The organism is Phaeobacter sp. JH20_26 (assembly GCF_048056275.1).
Taxonomy (GTDB): domain Bacteria; phylum Pseudomonadota; class Alphaproteobacteria; order Rhodobacterales; family Rhodobacteraceae; genus Phaeobacter; species Phaeobacter bryozoorum.
Window position 1 is genome coordinate 127,331 of sequence record NZ_JAYMWL010000001.1, and the last position, 21,883, is coordinate 149,213.

A 21,883-nucleotide genomic window follows, 5' to 3' on the forward strand; every position below is an offset into this window, starting at 1 on the left:
CCCTCACCTGCCTCCCCGCAGGCCGGTGTGTTTCCTGCCGGACCGGGGTTGGACAGTGGCACCGCCCCACCCGCGCTCCGGATTGCTCATGCGTCAGCCGGGGGTGGCAGAAAATCGACCTCATGCAGCGCAGAGAGACGCACCAGCTCCCCCGGGTCGGTCACACCGTCCAGCTCAATGAACAGGTCGAACAGTTTGCGCGCGGGCGCGACGCCGAAAATACAATGCGCCTCAGCACCGGAACGGTTGAATATCGCATGTGCTTCGCCCTTGGGCATACGCACTGTATCCCCCGGCCCCGCCTTATGCACATCGCCCGAAAATTCCACCTCAAGCTCCCCCGACAGGACACTGATCCATTCATCCTGGGTTGGATGGATATGCGGCGGTACAAAGGTGTCGGCCGGCAGAACCGCATCCCATATGAAGGCATCGGTGCTGAGCAACTTGGGCACATAGGTCTGCCCGACAACGGTCCAGGACATGCCGCGAATACCGTCTTTTGCCTTGGTGATCCCTTTTTCCATGACGTCTCCTCCCTGAAATTGATCTAATGCCGCCAGACTGCACCAGCGTCGCACATTCGATTATCCAGAAAACGAACCCAATTGATGGCAGGATGGTTGAGGCTTGAAATATCTCCGGGGCAATCTAAGCTGCAGTCCTCTGATCTGGAGGCAAGATGGCCATCCCAGCCAACCCGGACACAGTTGAGCATTTGAGCAATCATCCGCTGCTGCGCACCGGGGATCTGGACGAGGCACGCCACCGGGTGGGGCAGAAATTCTGCGATCACCGGCTGGATTTCGCCAAACGGCATCAGGATCTCGCGGTCCGCCATAATCACGCAGCCGGGCGTCACTGCTCGATCAATTACCTGCACTACGGCGCCGATGTGACTATTGACCCCGGTATGTTGGACTCGTTCTACCTGTTGCAGATCCCGCTTTGCGGCCAGGCCAGCGTCCGGCATCGCGGCGCCGAGATCCTGGCCGACGTAACCACTGCAACGGTGCTCAATCCCGATCGGGACGCTTTGATGCGGTGGAGCGCCGATTGCCGCAAGCTGCTGCTTCAGATCGACCGGAATTACCTTGAAACGGTTGCGCGGCAACTGATCGGAGCGGAACTGCCGGGGCCAATCCGTTTTGCCAGCCGCGTCGATCTGCTTGCTCCTGGCGGGCGGCGGCTGCGGCAGATGGTCTGTGCCTGCGTTCAGGCGGCAGAAGTCGGCATTTTGTTCCAGGGGCGTTTGCGTGGTTCGGATATCCGGGTGGAACAGGATCTGGCGCGAGAGCTATTGACGCGGCTACCCAGCAATATCTCCCACATCATTGAACGGGCTGACCACGGGTCCCTGCCACCCGGCGTTCGCGCGGCGATGGACTTCATCCACGCCAATCTCAGCAACCCAATACAGCTGACCGACATTGCGGAACATGCGGGCATGAATGTCCGCACCCTTCAAAAGGGCTTTCGCCGCGCTTTTGGGCAGAGCCCGATGCGGGTACTGCGCAATGCGCGACTGGATGCGGCCCACTATCAACTGATGGCGCAGCGCGACACACCCGACGTCACCACCGCTGCATTTTCCAACGGGTTTTCCCACCTGGGCCGTTTTGCGCGCGACTACAAGGGACGGTTCGGGCATTCGCCCAGCCAAACCGCGCGGCGGCAATACACCCCTTAGGGCCTCGACCTTGTCAGCCTGTTGCGCGGAGGCTACATCTCTCCGCAGACCGCAGACCCGCGCAGCTGCGCGACAGAGCATTCACCTCAGGACACTGATGTCAGACGGCAAGCCCAAACTCACCCGGACCGAGACCACCGCCAAACGGCGGCAGCAGATCCTTGAGGCGGCAGTCAGATGTTTTCTTGAAACTGGCTATCACCAGACCGGTGTCCGCGATATCGCGACGCGCGCCGGCGTCAGCCTCGGTAATCTCTATAATCATTTCCCCGGCAAACATGATGTGCTGGTCGAAATCGCTGCGCTGGAACGACAGGAACTCTCGCCGTTTATCGACGCGCTCACCCAAGCGCGCCCGCCGCTTAAACTGCTCGACAGTTTTGTAAAATCCTATGCCAAATATCTCGCAGTGCCTGAAAACGTTATTCTGGGTCTGGAGATCACCAGCGAGGCCATCCGCAAACCCGATATCGCTCGGTTGTTTCTGGACAATCGAAACGCGCTGGTTGCGGCCCTCGCCAAGGTAATCGAACGCGGTATGTCCACAGGTGACATGCGCCGCGATCTCGATCCGGAGGGCACGGCGCAGATGATTGTCGATCTGATCGAAGGCAGCGCCTATCGCAGTGTCCTGGACAGGGTTCCGATCCGGCGTATGCGCGCAAACCTGCAAGGATTCATCACTGCGGCAGTTAGGGCAGAATAACCTCAGATGGGCGTATCACGGACAAGTCTCACGCCCAGATGCGCCGGGGGTGACCCTACTGCACAGCCCCCACGAGCGGGATCGCGGACAAGAAACGGAACTGCCGCCAGATGCTCGCCCGCAACGAAATACGCCGGGCAACGATCGAGGCTGGCCCCGGACTCGCCGGCATAGCAGTCCTGCGTCCATTCCCATACGTTGCCATCCAGATCGACAACACCATCAGGCGAAGTTGCATAACTGCCCTGGGGGCGCAGCGTCCGGCTGCTCTGCTCACCAAGGAGATAGGCCGAAGCCCAGCTAAGATCGGGATCGCTAAAGATCGGTTCAGGCTCGGCTGGGAGTACCAGCTCCGCTAGATAGGCCCATTCCGCAACACTTGGCAGGCGATAGCCGCCATCACTGCGCGCATTGATCCACGCCAGATACTGGCTCACATCAACATGGCTCACTCCCGTTGCAGGCATTGTCTTTGCATCCTGATTGGCGCGAGTGCGCAGCTTTAGGCTGCACATCCCATCTGCGTGACAGCGGTTCCACTCGGCGACGGTGACTTCATGTCTCATGACATAAAGTCCGCGCCCAGCATCTGGCTCCATGGCGGCCAGAACTAGCTCTGGATGGACACTCTCCCCCGCCGACCCGATGAGCCCGCGAGGGAGATATTGTCCAAGCGCCCAGATCAGCGCTGCCGCCACAGCCAGGCCAAGACCCAGCAGGGCTATCCGGTTCCCGGTATCGTGCGAAATGGCGGCAGTCATGTGGGCTTTCCTTCTGCAAGCGCTGGTGGCGCAGCCGTTCAGGTTTCAAAGCTACGGGGAGCAACCACCTGTTCCATCAGCGCATTGTTCCAGGCCCCATCGACCACAAAATGCGCTGTGGCGCCCAGTAGAACCGCCTCGATCAGATTGTGGTTCACATAGGCATAAACGCCGGGTTGTTCGAAGGTATACATCGCCGCCATGGCACTTCCGCCGCGCACGAACCAGCTCTCGATGCCAGTCAGCGGCGCATCTGTGAACGACCCTGTTTCCCACACATAGTTACCATGCCCACCAATCAGGTGCGGACGCGAGTCGCGATTGGCCTGATTGTGGATCATCAGAACGGTCTCACCGACTTTGGCCCGCAGGGCGTTTTCACCCGTCAGCGCGCCAACCGCACCATTGAACACGGAATGGGTCGGCACCAGAGTGCGCATCGCTTCGATACTGTCGGCGTAGTCGTCACCGGCCAAATCGTAGGTCCGGTAATCGCCGTTTTCATCCATCGGCAGATAGTAATCCTGCTCGCCGATATAGGCGATACTGTCATAGCGCAGCGGGTTACCCTCACCGTCTTTCAGACCATCGCGCGGCAGCACCATAATGGCACCATTCATACCATGCGTGACATGATAGGGGATCATCGCGCCGCCCGGCGCACAGTGATAGGTGAAGCAGCCGGCCTTGGTTGCCTTCCAGCGCAAGACGGTTTCTTCGCCGGGGAAGACATGGGTCAGACCGCCTCCGCCCAACGCCCCTGTCGAGGCATGGAAGTCGATATTGTGCTCCATCTGGCTATCGGTCGGATTGCGCAAAGTGAGTTCGACGTAGTCGCCTTCATGCACGATAATCAGCGGACCGGGGACCGACCCGTTGTAGGTCAACGCCCAGATTTCGGCGCCGGTATCCTCATCCACAACCATCAGTCGTTCTTCTGTGATCAACTCGATCTCGACGATTTTCGGACCACCGGTTGCGACCTGCTCGTGCTTGGGGGCAAAGGGAGGTGCAACCAGTTCCTGTTTGACGCGGGTATAGCCGGAGAGATCAACCGGCGCCGCCTCGGCCTGAGCCTGTGCTTCGGCCTGAATGAACCGTGGCGCCGCGCCGCGCAGTGGCGGAACAGCGGCCCGACGAGCTGCACCATTCGCCGCGGATGCCCGTCCGCCGGTCAGGGCCGCAGCACTCGCCAGAACTGTCCCACGCAAAACGTTGCGACGGCTTGTGGGTGCAAGTCCGGGATTGAAGCGTTTGGTCATTGTCACTCTCCTTATCATTCGATCAGCCCAAAATCGGCGGGCGTTGTGAGTGGAATAGGGGTCTCCGGCCGCTCAGGGGCGGAGGCGTCCTTTCCTGCGCCGATGCAGCCGGAAGACAGCGCATCCCGCAGGTCTTGGTGTCGCGATTAATCTAGCTCGTCACACCCGACAGAACTTTGCGGCAGCGCAAAGACGGCGCGGCTTTTTGGCTGCGAGAGCGGCAACAGACTAAAGACATGGGTGACCATCACCGCGATATCGCGATAGGATGAACCAGTTCCTTGTTCGGAGATGCCGTGCGCCACCTACATGAAAGCCTGCTTCGACCGCTGCCGCCCTTCTCGCAGCTGGAGGATATCCAGATCCGCAGAATTCTTGATCAGGCAAGCAGCCGCGGCCTCGGACCCGGAGAGACCATCTTTGAAGAAGGGGCGCCTGCTGATCGCTTCTACCTGCTTCTGGACGGCACCATCCGCGTCGTCAGGATCACCAGCGACGGCGATCAGGTCACCTCTCTCCACATCCCATCCGGGCAGCTCTTCGGTATCGCCAAGGCATTGGGACAGGACCGCTACCCTGCAACGGCTTTGACCGCCAGTGAGGCGCTGATCCTGTCATGGCCGACCTCGCTGTGGAACAGCTTCACCGCTGACTACCCGGGCTTTGCAACTGAGACATATAAAACTGTCGGCGCCCGGGTGGGTGAGATGAACACCCGCATCATGGAAATGTCGACCCAGCATGTCGAACAGCGCATCGCCCGTGCGCTGCTGCGGCTGATCAATCAATCCGGTGTCAAGGTGGCCGAGGGCATCGAGATCGGATTTCCGATCACCCGCCAGGATGTATCTGAACTGACCGGCACCACGCTGCACACGGTCAGCCGCCTGCTGAGTGCCTGGGAAAAAGACGGCATGGTCAGCAGTAAACGCAAGAAGATCACAATCTGTGATCCGCATCGACTGATGCTGCTCAGCGATCCCTGATCGCGCGGCGGGTCGGCTTGCCTGCCTAGCGTCATCGCTGGCCGCAGGAACCGACTTAACCCCGGTCGCCGCGAGCCAAGCGAACTGCCTCAGCCAGTTCGAGGCGAAACATATCCTCGTTAAGGTGATATTCGGCGCAGGCCTCTGCAACCGAATGAAATGGGCTGACCATGCAGCCGACGCACAACATGCCATGATCCATGAAAACCCGCAGTGTTTCCGGCCAGGTGGTCAGCAGCACGTCAAGCGGCAGGTCAGGGTCATCCAGTTTTGGTGGCAATTTCACAAGCCTGTCCTCTCTTCGATATCACGCTAACAGCCGCAATCGCGCCGAACCTTGCGCTTGCGCAACCTTTGCCGCTGCGCCGCGCGCTATCACCGGATGATCAGCAACTGCCGGAAAGGGCCAAGCCATGGCTGAATTTCTGACCAAGTCGCGGGCGCGCAATGTGTTCTACGGAGGGTCAATCTTCTTCGTCGTCGTGTTTATTGGCATGACCGTGCACAGCCACCGCTACGTCGTGACCACCTCGACCGCAGGAATGCCCCTGACCGAAGAGGTCAGCCTCGGCAAACGTGTCTGGGAGCGTCACTCCTGCATCAACTGTCACACGCTGCACGGCGAAGGTGCCTATTTTGCCCCCGAAGTCGGCAATGTCATGACCCGCTGGGGCGTTCAGGACGAACCGGAAGAGGCCTTCGAGACACTGAAGAACTGGATGGAGAGCCAGCCCAGCGGTGTCGAGGGTCGCCGTCAGATGCCGTATTTCCAACTCACCGACGAAGAGATCCGGGGCCTGGCCGAATTTCTGCGATGGGCCGATCAGACCGACACTCAGGGCTGGCCGCCCAATGACGCGGGCTAAGGGAGAGACACAATGAAATATCAATCTCAGAAGGTCGCTCAGGCCTATTTCATCTGCGCTCTGGCGCTGTTCGGAATTCAGGTGATCGGCGGGCTATTGGCAGGCTGGATCTATGTCGCCCCCAATTTCCTGTCCGAGCTTCTGCCGTTCAACATCATTCGCATGATCCACACCAACGCGCTGATCGTCTGGCTGTTGCTTGGGTTCTTTGGCGCTGCCTATTTCCTGATCCCTGAGGAATCCGAACGGGAGATCTTCTCGGTCAAACTTGCCTATCTGCAACTTGCCATCCTGATGATCGGCACACTTGGCGCTGTTGGCTCCTATCTGGTGGGCATCCACGGAGGGCGCGAATTTCTGGAGCAACCGCTCTGGGTGAAATTCGGCATCCTCGTGGCCGCGCTGATCTTCCTGTTCAATGTGTCGATGACCGTGCTCGCGGGCAAGAAAACCGCCATTACCAACGTGCTCCTGATGGGCCTGTGGCTGCTGTCGCTGCTCTGGGTCTTTGCCTTTATCAACCCCGAGAACCTGTCCCTCGACAAAATGTACTGGTGGTTCGTCGTCCATCTCTGGGTCGAAGCGACCTGGGAATTGGTTATGGCGGCGATTCTGGCCTTCCTGCTGCTCAAGCTGACGGGCGTGGACCGTGAAGTGGTCGAAAAATGGCTCTATGTCATCGTTGCCACTGCGCTGTTCTCGGGCATTCTCGGCACCGGACATCACTTCTACTGGATTGGCCTGCCCGGCTACTGGCAGTGGATCGGCTCGATCTTCTCCACCTTTGAGGTGATCCCCTTCTTCCTGATGATGTCCTTTGCCTTTGTGATGGTCTGGAAGGGGCGCAAGAACCACCCCAACAAGGCCGCGCTTCTGTGGTCGCTGGGATCGAGCACCGTGGCGTTCTTTGGCGCCGGTGTCTGGGGGTTCCTTCATACCCTGCATGGTGTCAACTTCTACAGCCACGGTACTCAGATCACTGCTGCACATGGGCATCTGTCCTTCTACGGGGCCTATGTGGCGCTGAATCTCGCGGTCTTCACCTATGCCATGCCGATGCTGCGTGGACGGGCACCCTATAATCAGGTCCTGAACATGGCGAGCTTCTGGCTGATGACCGGCGGCATGGCCTTCATGACCTTCGTCCTCACCTTTGCTGGCACCATCCAGACCCATATGCAGCGCGTCATTGGCGACTACTACATGGATGTTCAGGATAGTTTGGCGATTTTCTACCTGATGCGGTTTGGCGCCGGGGCCGCCGTTGTGATTGGCGCCCTCCTGTTCATCTATGCGCTGCTCGTGGTGCGTCGGGACGAGCTGATCGCACCGGGCCCGGTCCATGAGACCAGCACCATCGCAGGAGAATAGCCATGAATATGCAAACCCCCTGCGCGATCCCGCACTACTCTGAAATTGCAGGCGAATGCACCCTGTTCGAAACCGCATACAGCCAGGGTCTCCCCCTTCTGCTAAAGGGGCCAACCGGCTGCGGCAAAACACGTTTCGTCGAACATATGGCCGCCCGGCTCGGCCGTCCGCTATACACTGTGGCCTGCCACGATGACCTCTCGGCCGCCGACCTGATTGGCCGCTACCTGCTGAAGGGCGGCGACACCCAGTGGGTCGACGGACCACTGACCCGGGCTGTCCGAGAAGGCGGGATCTGCTATCTCGATGAGGTCGTCGAGGCGCGCAAGGATGTGACAGTTGTGCTGCACCCTCTGACAGACAACCGCCGCAGGCTGATGATCGACCGCACCGGAGAAGAGCTGGTGGCGCCGCCAGGCTTCATGCTGGTCGCCTCCTACAATCCGGGCTACCAGAACGTGCTAAAGCGTCTCAAACCCTCAACACGTCAGCGCTTTCTCTCGGCCAGCTTCGACTTCCCGCACCCGCAGGCGGAAATCGCCATCGTTGCGCAGGAAAGCGGCCTGGATCCGTCCCGTGTTCAGCCTCTGGTCCGGCTGGCCGGGCACATCCGGTCGCTGTCGGGCATGGATCTTGAGGAAGGTGTCTCGACCCGGCTGCTGATCTACACCGCCAGCCTGATCCAAAGCGGCATGGCGATAGAAGCGGCACTGGACGCCGCGATCATCGAGCCCCTCACCGATGAAGAGGATATCAAACAAGCGCTGCGCGATCTGATCGCCACGATCTACGGGTAGCGCCATGAAATTGCTCGACCTGATGGAGCCGGAGGAAACTGTTGGCAACCTCTGGCACGATATGGCCAGCAATCTCGCCGGTGAGGTCGCAACGGATGGTGAAATTCTATCTGCTGCGGCCTGCCGGTTGCAGGACCTGCGGCGCAGCCTTGCCGTCCTGTTTCGCGCCTTGGGGGGATCTGCCTCTGTGGAATTGGTCGAAACCCCCGCTACCGTCGCGCAGCATCGTCGCTCCTTCGGCCATCGGATCGCCGCTGACCGGCTGCGTGAATATATCCCCTGCTATGACGGTACTCGGCTGGCCCTGCCGCCGGTGATCGCCTGCTTTCCCAGCTACGATCTGAACCGGGCCGCCTATTTCTGGCTGGTTGCGCTTGCGGCGGTAACCGATCCAGCAGAACTGCACCCGCGCGCCGACATGCCTGCGCAGGCGCTGGACATGGCCCGGATCCGGGCCAACATTGCCGCCAGCAGGCGGGCTGCCGAACATTGTCCGGGCCTGAGGCCCGCTTATCTCCAGATGGCCGCTCTATGTGTGACACAACGCCAATCACGACCGTTGCATACGGCCGAACGCGCAGTGGCAGAGCAGATCGTCGCCGCCCTGTCGTTGGATCCTTGGGCCATAGCGGCCGACTGGGGCGAATTCACTCCCTCAAGAGACAGCAGCAGGTCCCAAAGATACATGCCCTTCGCTCCGGTGCCGATCTGGCTGCGCTATTCCTCCCCCGAGAGTTCCGCCTCGGCTGCGGCCGATCCTGATGACCAAAGGACGCCACTGGCCGCCGCCACCATGAGCCAACGCAAGCTCGGCGTGCGTGCAGACCAGGAGCAGGCCCGTCGCAAGGACAGCTTCATCCTGCACCGATTTGAATCAATCCTGTCCTGGGTCGAATCCATGAATATCAACCGCAGCGTTGATGACGACGATCCGGACAATGCCCAGAAAGCCGCCGAGGATCAGGATCTGATAACTCTGACCAAACACGACCGCCGCCTTGCCTCGCGGCTTCGACTGCATTTGGACCTGTCGCCCGCAGATGCCGAACACGAACGGTTGAGCGCTGAATTCACCTATCCCGAATGGAACCATCGTAGCCAAAGCGAGATGGCGGATCATTGCCGCGTGCTGGAGGCCGCAGCGCAGCCTGACACCACACGTCCCTTCCGCCCCGATCCGCGCCAGATCCGCAGCGTCCGTCGCCAGTTCGAGGCCCTGCGTCCACGCCGGATCCTGCAACCGCGCCAGATCGACGGCGCCGAGCTGGATCTCGATGCGGTGATCAGCGCCCGGGCCGAGCTGGCCGCAACAGGGCGCGGCAGTGACCGGCTCTGGCAGAACACACGCCAGCAACAGCGGGATTTATCGGTCGCCTTTCTGATCGACACATCGCGTTCCACCGAGGCCGCAATTGCGGACAGCAGCGTGATTGAGATTGCGCGCAATGCCATGGCGGCGCTGGCGTTCGGGATCGACGTGGCCGGCGACAGATTGGCGATCTGGGGGTTCTCCTCGCTCCGCCGCGATCGCGTTTTCCTGACCCGCTGCAAGGGGTTCGACACGCCGATGTCTGAGGACGTCACCGCCAATATCGGCGCGTTGCAACCGGGCCATTATACACGGCTGGGCGCCGCAATCCGCCACGTCAGCGCGCAGTTGGCAACGGAGCCGTCCAGCCGTAAGCTGCTGATTATCCTCACCGATGGCAAACCCAACGATCTGGACCATTACGAAGGCCAGCACGGCATCGAAGACAGCCGCATGGCCGCTCGGACAGCCCGGCGCGCAGGCCAGCGCCTGCACGGCATCATCATCGACGAAGACGGTCAGGACTGGTTTGCCCGAATTTTCGGACGCGGCGGGTTTTCACTGCTGTCGGATCCCACACGGCTGACCCGCGCGCTGCCCGACATTTACCGAACACTCACACAGGAGACCTGACATGCGCCGTATCTTGTTCATCCTATCCTGCGCCGCGACCGTCGCTTCGCCCGCCATAGCCAAGGGCTTTGACCGGCCTGTTCCGCAGGCGCAATCGGCAACTGCCGAATTCTGGTTTGCACTGGCCTGCATCGCCTTGGTTATGGCGCTTGCGGCGGTGCACATGCTGGTGATGCGGCGATGACTGCGCGAGCCGGTTGGTCGCGCTTGCGCATAACCGTCAGACTCTACCCGTTTGGCGCCGGTGCGATGGCACTGAACGTATATTTCGCTGCTCTGATCACCAGCTGGCTGGGTCTGCCCGTTCTGGGCATATCCCCGTCGATCATCATAGGTGCGGTAATCGCCCTGCCCGCCACCTACGCCTTTGCCGGACATATCCGACGCCTTATGGACAGCGCCGAAGTGCCGCAATCTTGAACCTGTTACCCGAATACTAGCGGAGCTGACCCATGGCCGCGACCACCAAGGCAGATGCCGGAAATACCACAACGACATTGCGCACCCCGCCGATACTCTCCTATGGTTTCCGGCCGTTTTTCCTGCTTGCGACGCTTTGGGCAGGACTGGCGATGATCGCCTGGATCGGGCTGCTCGGCGGAACGCTGACCCTACCGCTCAGGCTTGATCCTGTATCCTGGCACGCGAAGTCTTTTCTCTTTGGTTACCTCAGCGCCGTTCTCGCGGGCTTTCTGCTTACCGCCGTGCCAAATTGGACCGGTCGCGCTCCGCTCACCGGAGGACCGCTGCTGGCACTGGTTCTGTTGTGGATGGCGGGACGTCTCGTGACGCTATGTGGCGCATTTCTTCCGGTCTGGACCGTCACTCTGGTCGATGTGAGTTTTCCACTCATGCTTGGCGCCGTGGTCCTGCGCGAGATCATCGCAGGAAAGAACTGGCGCAACCTCGTCATCCTTCTATTGCTGGCAATACACGCATTGGCGCTGCTTCTGCTGCATCTGGAAACGGCTGCGGGCGGCTATCCCGCACAGGGGTTGGGGCTGCGTCTGGGACTGGCCAACGCGATTGGAATGATCTGCCTGATCGGCGGACGTATCATCCCCAGTTTCACCCGGAACTGGTTGGTCAAACAGGGGGCTGATGTGCGTCCTGCGGATCCAATGCAATCTCTGGACAAAATCGCATTGGCACTCAGCCTGCCGACCTTGGCCATATGGGTTGCTGTACCAGATCACATCGCAGCCGCAGCGGCGCTGGCCATCTTTGGTGTTGCGCAGATGCTGCGACTGGTCCGCTGGCAGGGACATCACACAGGAGCGGAGCCACTGCTGGGCATTCTGCACCTGGCTTATGCAATGATCCCCATCGGCGCCCTCCTGATGGCCTCGATCCGGCTGCTGCGGCTGCCGCTGGATCCCGCATCCGCCCAGCATCTGTGGATGGCCGGGGCTATTGGCATAATGACGCTGGCCGTCATGATCCGCGCCACGCTCGGACATACCGGCCGCCCACTGGTCGCAGGAGCAGGCACCCGACTGCTCCTGTTGGCGATCATAATAGCCACCTTCGCGCGGCTTGTGGCGAACAGCGGGTCCGATATCGCGCATGAGCTCTATCTGATCTCGGCAATCGCGTGGTGCATCGCCTTCTTCGGCTTCGCATTGCTCTTCGGACGGGCCCTGCTCTCCACCCGACGACCGGCGACGGACACCTAGCGCGACACCATCGTCGGGACTGTACCAACCTAGTGCAATGATTTTACTCACAAAACCTTAGGTAATACAGCAGAATCACTCGCCATCACGCCGCAGTCGAAGTAACACACTGCACATGCGATTCGCGGTACATATCCTGCCACGGCTGACCATGATGCTAGCGCTGGTGCTGGCCATGGTCGGCACCGGATTTGCACATCGCTATGACCGCACCGTTCACTCGCCGGACTATGCCGCCTTTGTCGCCGCAGGCGGCACATTAAGCGATCTCTGTGGTGACAGCACGGACCCAGATCACGGTGCTCGTGCAAAATGTGAAGCCTGCCGACTGACCGCTGCGGCCCTGATGCCGAGCCATCCAGAAACGCCCGGCCTGCGCTTGGTACAGCGTCCGAGAACACGCGCAGCCGTCGTCAAACCGCTGCACCGAGACCGCCCGCGTGGTCCGGCACATCGCACCCGGGCCCCTCCAGCGCCATTGACCTTCCTTCTCTGACGTCAATTGCAAACTATGCGCTGCCACACCGGCAGCCAAAAAAGGCCTGGAGCCAACCTATGACCCTGCCCCATTCCCCCGTGCAGCCGCAGGGCCGCACGCAGAAACTCTATTTTGCTGCCTGGCGGTGGCATTTCTATACCGGCCTGTTCGTCATTCCGTTTCTCGCAACACTCGCGCTAACCGGGCTGGCCATGCTGTGGATCGCCTGGGTTGACGGGCGCGATGGCGAACGTACCCCCGTCACTGCTCAAGCCCACGCCCTGCCACTTTCGGCGCAGGCCGATGCCGCGCAGGCAATCCTGCCTGATGGCATCTTGAAAACATATGTGGCCCCCCGAGGTGCCGACCTCGCCGCGCTCTTTCGCATCGATCACGACGGTGACGCAGTGATGGTCGCGGTCGACCCCTATACGGCGACGGTCATCGAAACCTTCCCGCGCCGCAGCGGATGGTATGATTTCGCCGACAGTCTGCATAGCGATCTGATGCTCGGCGTCACTGGCGACCGCATCCTGGAAACCGCTGCCTCTCTGACCATGCTGCTGATCGCGACCGGCCTATACATGTGGTGGCCCCGAAATCTGGGCTGGCGCCACGCATTGCTGCCGAGCCGGGGACGCGGCCGGACGACATGGAGATCTCTGCACGGGGTGGTCGGTTTCTGGATTTCGCTTTTCCTTGCACTGTTTCTGGTTTCAGGCCTTGCCTGGGCCGGTCTCTGGGGTGGGAAAATGGTTCAGGCCTGGAGCCAGTTTCCGGCGGAGAAATGGGACAACGTCCCCCTGTCCGGCGATACCCATGCCAGCATGGACCACACCCGCCGCGAGGTTCCTTGGGCACTTGAGCAGACGCCGATGCCAGCTTCAGGGGGAACTGCGGGCATCAGCGGTGTTATCGGTGCAACTGTCGACATCGACAGCGTTGACGCCCTGGCGCGCCAGATCGGATTTGGCGGACGATATCAGCTCAGCATTGCACGCGGCGATACCGGTGTCTGGACCCTAAGCCGCGATTCCATGAGCACCGACAGTATCAACCCCACCTCTGACCGGACTGTCCATGTCGACCGCTACACCGGCAAGATTCTGGCGGATGTCCGGTTTGCCGATTATTCTTGGCCCGGAAAGGCGATGGCCGTCGGGATTGCCCTCCATATGGGCACGTTGGGGCTGTGGAGCGTTCTGGCAAATACGCTGGTTTGCCTCTCCATCCTGTTTTTATGTGCCAGTGCCGTGGTGCTCTGGTGGAAGCGTCGTCCTACCAAATCAGGCCGCCTCTCCGCCCCCCCGATGCCCAAGGAGCTGCCTCTCTGGAAAGGCGCAGGACTGGTCGGAATTGCCGTATGCATTGCCTTTCCGATGGCGGGGCTGGCTCTTCTGGCGCTGCTGATGCTGGACGGGTTGATCCTGACGCGCCTGCCCGCGCTACGCCACCGCCTGACATAACATCAGTCGAAACATGCGGCAGATACGCCAGCGACCAGGCATGCGCACGACCCAAGATATGACTGCACCGCCCGATGGGCGGTGCAGAGGGTCTCACTTCTGAGATGCGCTGGCCGGATCGCGGAGCCGGTCACGCAGTTTGTGCAATGTCACCACGGCGCTGCTATCGTTGAGATTGATACCGCCGGTTTCCTTCGCAAGCTTCTGTAGTTCCGCATAGAACTTTCCCAGGGCCGCAAGCGTCTGCACGACAAGATCGAAATCCTGCAGCGATTGCCGCTCTTCGCGGGTTGGAGGCGTCCCACGCTCAAAGATTGTAAGCACCGTATCTTCAAGCGCCTGCACCTGGGTTTGCAACCGCTGCATTTCCGCGCGTGACACATCGCAAAGATCACTCACCGTGTGACCCTTTGGCGGTGGTGTCGACTGCATGTTCATAGGCGGCCAACCACTTGCTCGATTGCCTGCTTCATCGTGGCAACGGTGAACGGCTTGCGAATGATGTTATTCATCGCCAGGCGACGACCGACTTCAACGATCTCCGGTGTCGGTTTGCCCGTGACGAGGATAAAGCCTACACGTTGTGTCACGCGGTGCTCACGCAGCGCTTTCAGCAGGCCAAGCCCATCCATGCCCGGCATGTTGTAGTCGGACAGCACCAGGTGAACCGGATTGGTCACGAGCTTCTGAAACGCAGATTGCCCGTTGTTTTCAACCATGTAGTTACTCACGCCAAGCTCGTCCAGACATTGGGTCAGGATGCCTCGGCTGGTAGACATATCGTCAACGACCATCACACGCAGAGAGTCTTTCAAGCTCATTTTTAGTTCCTCATTTTCTCTTTTTTTGCCGGACTGCTCAGGTGTTCCCACCGGCAGGAGAGTTTAAGTAAGTGGTGATTCCGACGGTTTGCAGCGCCGATGCCGCAGGGCCGGACATACGTTCCGAGTGGCCGATAAACAGATAGCCGCCCGGATTGAGACTGCGCTGAAAGGCGTGCCAGACCTTTTGCTGGGTCGGGGTATCAAAGTAGATGGCCACGTTTCGACAGAAGATGGCGTCAAACTTTCCTTTGAACGGAAAGGGTTCGATCAGGTTGAGCACACCAAATGTCAGCAGGGCACGCAGATCTTCGCGGATCGCACCATCTTGCCCTTCGATCTTATAGTAGCCGCTGTATTTCTGCGGGATCTGCGACAGCTCTTCAGCAGAGTAGCGTGCCGACGACGCCTTGCGGACAACAACAGGATCGATATCGGTGCCAAGGATTTTGACATCCAGTTTCTCAACATCCGGGCACAGTTCCTTTAGCACCATCGCGATGGTGTAGGGTTCCTGCCCGTTCGAACACCCTGCCGACCAAATTCGCACCCGATCTCCGCGACGCGCCTTTTCCAGGAGCGGCGGCAGCACGTCGTCGCGCAAAGTGTCAAAGTGATGCGGCTCTCGAAAGAACTGCGTCACATTTGTCGTCAGCAGAGACAGCAGCTCGCTGCGCTCCACATCCGCATTTGGTCCGTTCAACTCCTTCAGGTAGGATTTGAAATCGGTATAGTTGAGCTTGCGCAACCGCCGCGCCAAGCGAGAAGAAACCAAGGGTTTCTTGCTGCTGGACATGGCCAGCCCAAAGTGCTTGTGCGCGAAATCGGCGATGGCTTCGAAATCCTGATCAGACAGGGTGAAACCATCCGCACGAGAATCAATGGGATTGGCAATGGTCACGAGATCACCTGTTCCGGTACAGTGATGACCGCATCCAGATTGATGATCCGCACCATGGTTTCATCGTGCGAAATAATCCCTTGGATGTAGTCCATCGTGTTGCGACTATCCACCGGCGGGGTGTCCTGGATATCATCCGGGTTGATCGAGATGATCTCCGATACGGACTCTGCCAGCAGACCAACCGGCTTGCCGTGCACCGAGACAACGATCACGACGTTTCGCTCGCTCGCTTCGGTCTGCTGCAGCCCAAATCGCGCGGACAGATCGTAGATCGGGATCACCGCGCCGCGTAGGTTCATCACGCCCAAGACATCTGCGGGCGCATGAGGCAGGATCGTCACCGGAGACCAGCGACGGATTTCCCGGATCTGCGTGATTTTCAGACAGAACGCCTGACCAGCAACGGTGAAACTGACAAATTCGCTGTGCTGGGCGTGTTTGACTTCTGAATCTTCATATTTGGCTTCAGCTTGCGATTGCATTGCTTATTCTCCGCTCTGTGTCGAAAGCGGCTGCAGAAGGCGAAGCCGCAAGAATACTTTCAGGATCAAGGATCATAGCGATCTTACCGTCACCAAGAATGGTGGCAGCGGCGACGCCGGGAATATTCCCGCAAACGCCATCGAGGCTTTTGATGACCACCTGGCGTTGATCGTGAATATCGTCCACGGCCAAGGCACTGCGCTGACCAGTCTCCGTTTCTACCAGAAGATAGACGCCCGGTGGCTGATCCTGGTCGGCCTTGGACAATCCAAGCGCCCCGCCCACATCGCAAACAGGGACGAAGTTACCCCTGATCGACAGCAGCGTGCCATCGGCCCCCAGATTGTTGACCATGTCATCACTGCCGCGCATTGTTTCGACAATGGACGTGATCGGGACAACCATCGTTTGGTCGGCGACCGAAACAACCATTCCATCCATGACTGCAAGTGTCAGGGGCAGGATGATGGTGAAGACCGACCCCTTGCCCGGGGTAGAGGCAATATTGATCCGCCCGCCCAAAGCCGTGACAGCGTTTTTAACCACATCCATGCCAACACCACGCCCGGAGAGATTGGAAATCTCCTTGGCTGTGGAGAAACCAGGCAAGAACAACAGGTTGTCGATCTCGCTGTCGGTCAGGTCCGCATTCTCTGGAATGAGACCTTTGTCGATCGCGATCTGCTTCACCCGCGGGCGATTAACGCCGGCACCATCGTCCTTGATCTCGATACAGACACTACCGGACCGGTGAGAGGCTGACAGACGGATCTCACCACTGCGGCTTTTGCCCGCAGCTTCGCGATCGTCGGGCTTTTCGACACCGTGATCGACCGCGTTCCGCAAGATATGGGTCAACGGATCGGAGAGTCGCTCGATGACCGTCTTGTCGACCTCGGTATTCTCACCCTCGGTGATCAGCTTAGCCGTTTTTCCAGTTGCGGCTGAGGCCTCACGAACAATCCGCGCCATACGCTGAAACAGCGGTTTGACTGGTTGCGCGCGAATAGACATGACACCTTCCTGGATATCGCGGGCAAGATTTTTAAAGCCCTCCAGTTCGGTCTCGACGTCCCGCAGATCCGCAACATCAAGGTTGGCAATTTGCTGTGCCAACATCGAATGGTTGATGATCAATTCGCCGACGGCGTTGATCAGACGATCGACGCGTTCCAGGTCGACCCGCAGCGTTGGATTTGGCCCACGCTGCTCGGACTTCGCGGCCTCAGCTTTTGGCGCAGCCGCTTTCGCGGCCACCGGGGCCGCCACAGCCTCCGGTTCTGGAGCTGAGACCGGCGGTTCAAAAGGGGCAGCCACCTGATCACCGCCTTCCTCTGGAGCGGCACCAAATGCAGCCTCCAGTGCAGCCAGAGCATTGGCCTCGTCTTCTTCATCCATGTCGGATTCGATGGACAGCTCGCACAGCCCTTCGACAAATTCAAACACAGACTCGATTGCAGACTTTGGCTCTGTTGTGGTGAGCGTCAAGGCCCAGATAAGATAGCTCTCGTCGGTATCCAGAGCATCGAAACCTGGCAACTCGCTCTCGTCAAGCGCCACCTCCAGCGTGCCCAGATCAGCTAGCGTCTGGAACAGGAAGTAAGGCTCGTTACCGGTCCCGTACATGTCTTTCAATGGATGGAAACGGATCGAGTAAACCCGCTCTTTCTCCACCTCGATTGGCGACATCTCAAAGGCACCGCCCAACCCCATGGGCTGGAAAACCACCTCTTCTTCATCCTCATCGATATATTCCTCGAGAGCCGCGATGAGCACATCGTGATGGGCCTCATCGGTGCTGCCACCATCGCGCGCGGTCGAAACGAGATCAGAGAGATGATCGCTGGAGCGCAGCAACAGCTGGATCAGCTTGGTATCAAGACCAAGCCGGTTGGCCCGCACTTCGTCAAAGACGGTTTCGAATTTATGGGCAAAGGCCACCAGCTCATCCAAGCCAAATGCGCCCGCTCCCCCTTTGATCGAATGAACCGCCCGGAAGACAGCATTGACCACCTCAGGGTCATGATCGCCTCCTTCGATAGCGGTCAAACCCTCATCCATTGCTTCGAGGAGCTCTTCGCACTCCTCGAAGAATGTGTCCTGTATCGACCCGGCCATCTTAGGCTGCGGCCCCGGTGACGCGTTTCAGCGCGAAAATCAGGGATGCGTCGTCGAATGGTTTGGTGATCCATCCGGTCGCGCCGGCACCGCGGGCGCGGGCCTTCAGTTCGGGCGCGCTCTCGGTGGTCAGGACCAGGATTGGAACCTTGGAATTGATGCCTTCCCCGCGCAGCTCTTCGATGACGCCGAACCCGTCGAGGTTTGGCATATTGATGTCGGTAATCACCACATCCGGAGCCACGTCGGCATACATGTCCACACCTTCGCGGCCATCCACCGCGCAATGGTATTCAAAACCGGCCTCTTCAAGAGCGGCGGCCAGGAGATTCCGGATCGTGCGGGAATCGTCGATTGCCAGAACTTTCGTCTTCATGCTGTTTCCTCGTCTTCAAATCGGTTGGGCTCGAGCCCCAAAAGAGTGAGCGATTTCCGGCACCCTTCAGTGATCTTAGAGACTGAGAACCCCAGCCCCTCCGATCGCCATTGCTGTTCTGCGCTCAGCAGAAGCTGCAGGCAGCGTGACGGCATGACCGCCACACTGCTGCAATCAATCTCCACTGCCTGAGTGCGCGCCCCGCGCAAGAATGAAATCAGCGGATCAAGATCCGAGAAAGCATTGGGCAGGTCCAAGATGTGTTTTTGCGTTTCCGTCGTCATGGTCAGCGATTCGCACCCCCGTATTCGGCGACAGGTTTCAAGTCGATACGGTAGGAGTAGACGCCGGGCCTTAATATTTGATTGCCGGACCGGCGCCCCGGGGCCCGGAATTAGCGAGGATTTGGCGGTAAAAACCAACTGCAATTTCGCAAAATTTTACCGGCTGCAAATCGTCTGAATTTTTCCGCCGGGCGTACCGCCACAAAAACAGCAGCAGCGTAAGGTAATATAATTATACGGACTCCGGCGGTGCCCCGGCTGTGGAGTTTTACCGGGAAATTGCCGTGAAAAACCAACCGCTCGTAAGCTCGAAATTAACTCCTAGCAGGCATCAAGAAGGGAAAGCAGAGGCCACCATCCTCTTCTTGTGCCTGTGAATGGAGTGTCCGATGAAAATTATTCCCACCTTGCGTCTGGCGTATAAGTTGCCCCTCTTCATTGTGGGGTTCGGTGTGCTGATAACGGCGGCTTTCGTCACGATCAGCTCGATTGCGCTGCAAAATGCGGCGATGAAACACGCCGAACAACAATTCCACGCGATGACAGAGGATCGCCGTGTTGCCCTGCGTGCGCTGATGGAGGGTATCGAGGCGGATGCGTCGACCTTGGCCACCATTCCGTCGACGGCCACCGCGCTGGAGTGGTTCACGATGACCTGGGACGGGATCGAAGGTGACGCACAGAAGGTTCTGCGGAACGCCTATGTTGACGCCAACCCGAACAAAGCCGGCGAAAAACACCTCCTTAACCGGGGGGGCGGCGATTCGCCCTATCACATGCACCATGCCCGTTTTCATCCTTCATTGACTGCCGTTCTGCAGAACAAGGGGTATTACGACGTCTTCTTGATCAACCCGGCAGGCGACATCGTTTATTCCGTGACGAAGGAAGCGGACTATGCCTCCAATCTGGTTGATGGCGCCTATGCCGCATCAGGTCTGGGCAAGGCATTCCGCTCGGCCATCAAGGCATCGGCGGGAACCGTGATCTTTGCCGATCTCGAAGGCTATGCGCCCAGCAATGGCGATCCGGCCTCATTTGTTGCGACTCCAGTGTTCGATGTTGCAGGCAAACTTCAGGGTGTCCTGGCGTTGCAGGTGCCCGTTGAGATGCTGACGAATATCGTAAACCCGGTAAGCGAGATGACCGAAACGCTGAATGTGTTCATCGTCGGTCAGGATATGAAGGTCCGCACCAAATCGCGCCATAACGACCATCACAAGGTTCTTGACGAACTGGACACAGCCGAGCACCTGTCTCGCGCCCTCGCTGGCAATTCAGGCTTCTATGCCAACACAACTGGTGTGGCCGGCAGTGCTGTAGTCGCCTACTCTGAGCCCGTAGGCCTGCCGCAGGCCAGCTGGGCGATCGTGGCCGAACAGGACCGCGCAGAGCTGTTTGCTCCCGTAAACCGCGATCGCAATCGCCTGCTGTTGATCTCGCTGGCCTGTGCCGCAGGTATGTCTGTATTCGGCTGGCTGTTTGCGCGCTCGATCACCAAGCCGATCAACCGGATCTGCGGTCGAATCGAAGAGGTTGCGTCCGGGAATCTCGAATCACCAATCCCGGAAGCGAATCAAAACGATGAAATCGGCGATATCGGCAAGCAGTTGATCAGCCTGCAGGATGATCTGAAACAGGCTCGCTCGGCGGAACTGGAGCGCGCGGAACTGCAGCGGCAACAGGAAATCGTCGTCGAACAGCTGAGCTCCGGCCTGGTGCGTCTTGCCGGTGGCGATTTCTCCCAGCCGATCAGCGATCCGTTCCCGGCGCATCACGAGAAGCTGCGGGAGAATTTCAACCGCACCGCGGAAACGCTGAGCGCGACTGTGACCCAGGTGATCGACACCGCCGAAAGCATCCGCAACGGCGCCAATGAGATCAGCCAGGCCTCCGACGACCTGTCCAATCGCACCGAAAGCCAGGCCGCCACGCTGGAGGAAACCGCCGCCGCCCTGGACGAGATGACGGCCAGCGTGAAATCCGCCGCCGAAGGCGCCCGCAGTGTCGAAAGCATCATGCAGGACGCCAAGCAGGAGGCCGAAACAAGTGGCACCGTGGTGCAGAGCGCCGTCTCCGCAATGACCGAGATCGAGCAGTCCTCGACCCATATTTCGCAGATCATCGGGGTGATTGACGACATCGCCTTCCAGACCAACCTCCTGGCGCTGAACGCCGGTGTCGAGGCCGCGCGGGCCGGCGAGGCGGGCAAGGGCTTTGCCGTGGTCGCCAGCGAGGTGCGCGCCCTGGCGCAGCGGTCCTCGGATGCGGCGATGGAGATCAAGACGCTGATCGGTGACAGCACCAAACAGGTGGAGCGGGGCGTTGATCTGGTGGGCAAAACCGGCGACGCGCTGCAAAGCATCGTGGAGCGGGTCGGTCATATCTCGAAACTGGTTTCGGGCATCGCAACCGGTGCCAGCGAACAGTCGACTGGTCTGCATGAGATCAACACCGGCGTGACCCAGCTTGACCAGGTCACCCAGCAGAACGCCGCCATGGTCGAAGAGGCCACTGCCGCCGGGCATATGCTCAATGCCGATGCCACCAAGCTGGCCCAGCTGGTCGCCCATTTCAGGGTCGTGGCGGGCGCAGCTCAATCCCGCGGCAATACAACCCCCATGCCAAAATCGACTGAAGGCCAGACCGGAGCGATGCAGAAGCCGCAAACCATGGCGTTTGACGAAGCTCCTGACGAGGCGCCCTCTGCCCCCAGCGCCCATGGCGACGACTGGGATATGGAGGCGGTCACACCGCAACCGGCACCGGCAGCTGCCAGCACCAATGGCAACGCGGCCAGGGACATCTGGCAGGATTTCTGATCCTGCGGAAGGCGCCCGGACCGTAGTTGGACCGGGCGCCCCTACATCTGAAACACTTCGGCCCTTGTCCGAAC

24 protein-coding genes are annotated in these 21,883 nt (G+C 59.5%); 13 read left to right on the forward strand and 11 right to left on the reverse strand.

From position 1 onward, the window contains the following. Positions 1–86: 86 nt before the first annotated feature. Positions 87–527 (reverse strand): cupin domain-containing protein, encoded by a 441-nt coding sequence (locus tag VWY60_RS00615; protein WP_416535494.1) that lies wholly within the window; start codon positions 525–527, stop codon positions 87–89. Between the two features lie 155 nt (positions 528–682). Here VWY60_RS00615 and VWY60_RS00620 point away from each other — a divergent pair, with 155 nt between their 5' ends. Together VWY60_RS00620 and VWY60_RS00625 are read left to right on the forward strand one after the other, a co-directional pair. Further along, a complete protein-coding gene (locus tag VWY60_RS00620; protein ID WP_416539620.1) occupies positions 683–1,690 on the forward strand; it encodes an AraC family transcriptional regulator in 1,008 nt (335 codons plus the stop codon). A 97-nt stretch (positions 1,691–1,787) separates the two neighbouring features. Beyond that, on the forward strand, positions 1,788–2,396 hold the full coding sequence (locus tag VWY60_RS00625) for a TetR/AcrR family transcriptional regulator (RefSeq protein WP_416535496.1): 609 nt from the start codon (positions 1,788–1,790) through the stop codon (positions 2,394–2,396). Positions 2,397–2,398: 2 nt separating this feature from the next. Here VWY60_RS00625 and VWY60_RS00630 read toward each other — a convergent pair whose 3' ends face one another. Beyond that, a complete protein-coding gene (locus VWY60_RS00630; protein WP_416539621.1) occupies positions 2,399–3,157 on the reverse strand; it encodes a formylglycine-generating enzyme family protein in 759 nt (252 codons plus the stop codon). A 38-nt stretch (positions 3,158–3,195) separates the two neighbouring features. Next, positions 3,196–4,419 (reverse strand): copper-containing nitrite reductase, encoded by a 1,224-nt coding sequence (nirK, locus tag VWY60_RS00635; protein WP_416539622.1) that lies wholly within the window; start codon positions 4,417–4,419, stop codon positions 3,196–3,198. Positions 4,420–4,715: 296 nt separating this feature from the next. Here nirK and VWY60_RS00640 point away from each other — a divergent pair, with 296 nt between their 5' ends. Further along, entirely contained in the window at positions 4,716–5,405 is a 690-nt protein-coding gene (locus VWY60_RS00640) for a Crp/Fnr family transcriptional regulator (RefSeq protein ID WP_340547702.1), read from the forward strand. A gap of 55 nt (positions 5,406–5,460) precedes the next feature. Here the strand turns inward: VWY60_RS00640 and VWY60_RS00645 are convergent, their stop codons facing one another. After that, a complete protein-coding gene (locus tag VWY60_RS00645; RefSeq protein ID WP_340547744.1) occupies positions 5,461–5,685 on the reverse strand; it encodes a DUF1858 domain-containing protein in 225 nt (74 codons plus the stop codon). A gap of 133 nt (positions 5,686–5,818) precedes the next feature. Between VWY60_RS00645 and VWY60_RS00650 the strand changes: the two genes are divergently transcribed. The 9 genes from VWY60_RS00650 (at position 5,819) to VWY60_RS00690 (ending at position 14,001) form a co-directional block, all read left to right on the forward strand. Further along, positions 5,819–6,271 carry a c-type cytochrome gene (locus tag VWY60_RS00650; RefSeq protein ID WP_340547703.1) on the forward strand — a complete coding sequence of 151 codons (453 nt, stop codon included), beginning with the start codon at positions 5,819–5,821 and terminating at the stop codon, positions 6,269–6,271. 12 nt (positions 6,272–6,283) lie between these two features. Then, positions 6,284–7,642 carry a cbb3-type cytochrome c oxidase subunit I gene (locus VWY60_RS00655; protein ID WP_340547704.1) on the forward strand — a complete coding sequence of 453 codons (1,359 nt, stop codon included), beginning with the start codon at positions 6,284–6,286 and terminating at the stop codon, positions 7,640–7,642. A 2-nt stretch (positions 7,643–7,644) separates the two neighbouring features. After that, positions 7,645–8,439 carry a CbbQ/NirQ/NorQ/GpvN family protein gene (locus tag VWY60_RS00660; protein WP_416539623.1) on the forward strand — a complete coding sequence of 265 codons (795 nt, stop codon included), beginning with the start codon at positions 7,645–7,647 and terminating at the stop codon, positions 8,437–8,439. A gap of 4 nt (positions 8,440–8,443) precedes the next feature. Beyond that, positions 8,444–10,381 (forward strand): nitric oxide reductase activation protein NorD, encoded by a 1,938-nt coding sequence (locus VWY60_RS00665; protein WP_416539624.1) that lies wholly within the window; start codon positions 8,444–8,446, stop codon positions 10,379–10,381. 1 nt (position 10,382) lies between these two features. Further along, positions 10,383–10,565 (forward strand): protein NnrT, encoded by a 183-nt coding sequence (locus VWY60_RS00670; RefSeq protein ID WP_416539625.1) that lies wholly within the window; start codon positions 10,383–10,385, stop codon positions 10,563–10,565. A 65-nt stretch (positions 10,566–10,630) separates the two neighbouring features. Further along, positions 10,631–10,801 (forward strand): NnrT protein, encoded by a 171-nt coding sequence (locus tag VWY60_RS00675; protein WP_416535503.1) that lies wholly within the window; start codon positions 10,631–10,633, stop codon positions 10,799–10,801. 32 nt (positions 10,802–10,833) lie between these two features. Further along, positions 10,834–12,057 (forward strand): NnrS family protein, encoded by a 1,224-nt coding sequence (locus tag VWY60_RS00680; RefSeq protein WP_416539626.1) that lies wholly within the window; start codon positions 10,834–10,836, stop codon positions 12,055–12,057. 115 nt (positions 12,058–12,172) lie between these two features. Continuing rightward, a complete protein-coding gene (locus VWY60_RS00685) occupies positions 12,173–12,553 on the forward strand; it encodes a DUF2946 family protein (protein ID WP_416539627.1) in 381 nt (126 codons plus the stop codon). A gap of 59 nt (positions 12,554–12,612) precedes the next feature. Continuing rightward, positions 12,613–14,001, forward strand: coding sequence for a PepSY-associated TM helix domain-containing protein (locus VWY60_RS00690; RefSeq protein WP_416539628.1), 1,389 nt, complete (start codon positions 12,613–12,615; stop codon positions 13,999–14,001). Between the two features lie 93 nt (positions 14,002–14,094). Here VWY60_RS00690 and VWY60_RS00695 read toward each other — a convergent pair whose 3' ends face one another. Genes VWY60_RS00695 through VWY60_RS00725 form a run of 7 tightly spaced genes read right to left on the reverse strand, consistent with a single transcriptional unit; the run spans position 14,095 to position 18,987 of the window. Further along, positions 14,095–14,400, reverse strand: coding sequence for a hypothetical protein (locus VWY60_RS00695; protein WP_340547712.1), 306 nt, complete (start codon positions 14,398–14,400; stop codon positions 14,095–14,097). A 35-nt stretch (positions 14,401–14,435) separates the two neighbouring features. Then, positions 14,436–14,822, reverse strand: coding sequence for a response regulator (locus tag VWY60_RS00700; protein WP_340547713.1), 387 nt, complete (start codon positions 14,820–14,822; stop codon positions 14,436–14,438). Positions 14,823–14,859: 37 nt separating this feature from the next. After that, complete coding sequence (locus VWY60_RS00705; protein WP_340547714.1) at positions 14,860–15,723, reverse strand: CheR family methyltransferase; 864 nt, start codon at positions 15,721–15,723, stop codon at positions 14,860–14,862. Continuing rightward, a complete protein-coding gene (locus VWY60_RS00710; protein ID WP_340547715.1) occupies positions 15,720–16,208 on the reverse strand; it encodes a chemotaxis protein CheW in 489 nt (162 codons plus the stop codon). The genes VWY60_RS00705 and VWY60_RS00710 overlap by 4 nt, the downstream gene beginning before the upstream one ends. Next, the gene (locus VWY60_RS00715; protein ID WP_416535507.1) at positions 16,192–18,327 is read right to left on the reverse strand and encodes a chemotaxis protein CheA; all 2,136 of its coding nucleotides are present in this window, start codon (positions 18,325–18,327) and stop codon (positions 16,192–16,194) included. Before VWY60_RS00715 ends, VWY60_RS00710 begins: the two co-directional genes overlap by 17 nt. Position 18,328: 1 nt before the next feature. Beyond that, entirely contained in the window at positions 18,329–18,703 is a 375-nt protein-coding gene (locus tag VWY60_RS00720) for a response regulator (RefSeq protein WP_340547717.1), read from the reverse strand. Further along, positions 18,700–18,987 carry an STAS domain-containing protein gene (locus tag VWY60_RS00725; protein WP_340547718.1) on the reverse strand — a complete coding sequence of 96 codons (288 nt, stop codon included), beginning with the start codon at positions 18,985–18,987 and terminating at the stop codon, positions 18,700–18,702. The genes VWY60_RS00720 and VWY60_RS00725 overlap by 4 nt, the downstream gene beginning before the upstream one ends. 389 nt (positions 18,988–19,376) lie before the next feature. Here VWY60_RS00725 and VWY60_RS00730 point away from each other — a divergent pair, with 389 nt between their 5' ends. Continuing rightward, positions 19,377–21,809: a methyl-accepting chemotaxis protein gene (locus VWY60_RS00730; protein ID WP_416539629.1), complete on the forward strand. Its 2,433-nt coding sequence runs from the start codon at positions 19,377–19,379 to the stop codon at positions 21,807–21,809. Positions 21,810–21,883 lie beyond the last annotated feature (74 nt).

What these genes read in the sequence shown, in the direction of transcription:
- VWY60_RS00615 (WP_416535494.1), bottom strand. Translation starts at nt 527, where the DNA reads ATGGAAAAAGGGATCACCAAGGCAAAAGACGGTATTCGCGGCATGTCC.
- VWY60_RS00620 (WP_416539620.1), top strand. Translation starts at nt 683, where the DNA reads ATGGCCATCCCAGCCAACCCGGACACAGTTGAGCATTTGAGCAATCAT.
- VWY60_RS00625 (WP_416535496.1), top strand. Translation starts at nt 1,788, where the DNA reads ATGTCAGACGGCAAGCCCAAACTCACCCGGACCGAGACCACCGCCAAA.
- VWY60_RS00630 (WP_416539621.1), bottom strand. Translation starts at nt 3,157, where the DNA reads ATGACTGCCGCCATTTCGCACGATACCGGGAACCGGATAGCCCTGCTG.
- nirK (WP_416539622.1), bottom strand. Translation starts at nt 4,419, where the DNA reads ATGACCAAACGCTTCAATCCCGGACTTGCACCCACAAGCCGTCGCAAC.
- VWY60_RS00650 (WP_340547703.1), top strand. Translation starts at nt 5,819, where the DNA reads ATGGCTGAATTTCTGACCAAGTCGCGGGCGCGCAATGTGTTCTACGGA.
- VWY60_RS00655 (WP_340547704.1), top strand. Translation starts at nt 6,284, where the DNA reads ATGAAATATCAATCTCAGAAGGTCGCTCAGGCCTATTTCATCTGCGCT.
- VWY60_RS00660 (WP_416539623.1), top strand. Translation starts at nt 7,645, where the DNA reads ATGAATATGCAAACCCCCTGCGCGATCCCGCACTACTCTGAAATTGCA.
- VWY60_RS00665 (WP_416539624.1), top strand. Translation starts at nt 8,444, where the DNA reads ATGAAATTGCTCGACCTGATGGAGCCGGAGGAAACTGTTGGCAACCTC.
- VWY60_RS00670 (WP_416539625.1), top strand. Translation starts at nt 10,383, where the DNA reads ATGCGCCGTATCTTGTTCATCCTATCCTGCGCCGCGACCGTCGCTTCG.
- VWY60_RS00675 (WP_416535503.1), top strand. Translation starts at nt 10,631, where the DNA reads ATGGCACTGAACGTATATTTCGCTGCTCTGATCACCAGCTGGCTGGGT.
- VWY60_RS00680 (WP_416539626.1), top strand. Translation starts at nt 10,834, where the DNA reads ATGGCCGCGACCACCAAGGCAGATGCCGGAAATACCACAACGACATTG.
- VWY60_RS00685 (WP_416539627.1), top strand. Translation starts at nt 12,173, where the DNA reads ATGCGATTCGCGGTACATATCCTGCCACGGCTGACCATGATGCTAGCG.
- VWY60_RS00690 (WP_416539628.1), top strand. Translation starts at nt 12,613, where the DNA reads ATGACCCTGCCCCATTCCCCCGTGCAGCCGCAGGGCCGCACGCAGAAA.
- VWY60_RS00700 (WP_340547713.1), bottom strand. Translation starts at nt 14,822, where the DNA reads ATGAGCTTGAAAGACTCTCTGCGTGTGATGGTCGTTGACGATATGTCT.
- VWY60_RS00710 (WP_340547715.1), bottom strand. Translation starts at nt 16,208, where the DNA reads ATGCAATCGCAAGCTGAAGCCAAATATGAAGATTCAGAAGTCAAACAC.
- VWY60_RS00715 (WP_416535507.1), bottom strand. Translation starts at nt 18,327, where the DNA reads ATGGCCGGGTCGATACAGGACACATTCTTCGAGGAGTGCGAAGAGCTC.
- VWY60_RS00720 (WP_340547717.1), bottom strand. Translation starts at nt 18,703, where the DNA reads ATGAAGACGAAAGTTCTGGCAATCGACGATTCCCGCACGATCCGGAAT.
- VWY60_RS00725 (WP_340547718.1), bottom strand. Translation starts at nt 18,987, where the DNA reads ATGACGACGGAAACGCAAAAACACATCTTGGACCTGCCCAATGCTTTC.
- VWY60_RS00730 (WP_416539629.1), top strand. Translation starts at nt 19,377, where the DNA reads ATGAAAATTATTCCCACCTTGCGTCTGGCGTATAAGTTGCCCCTCTTC.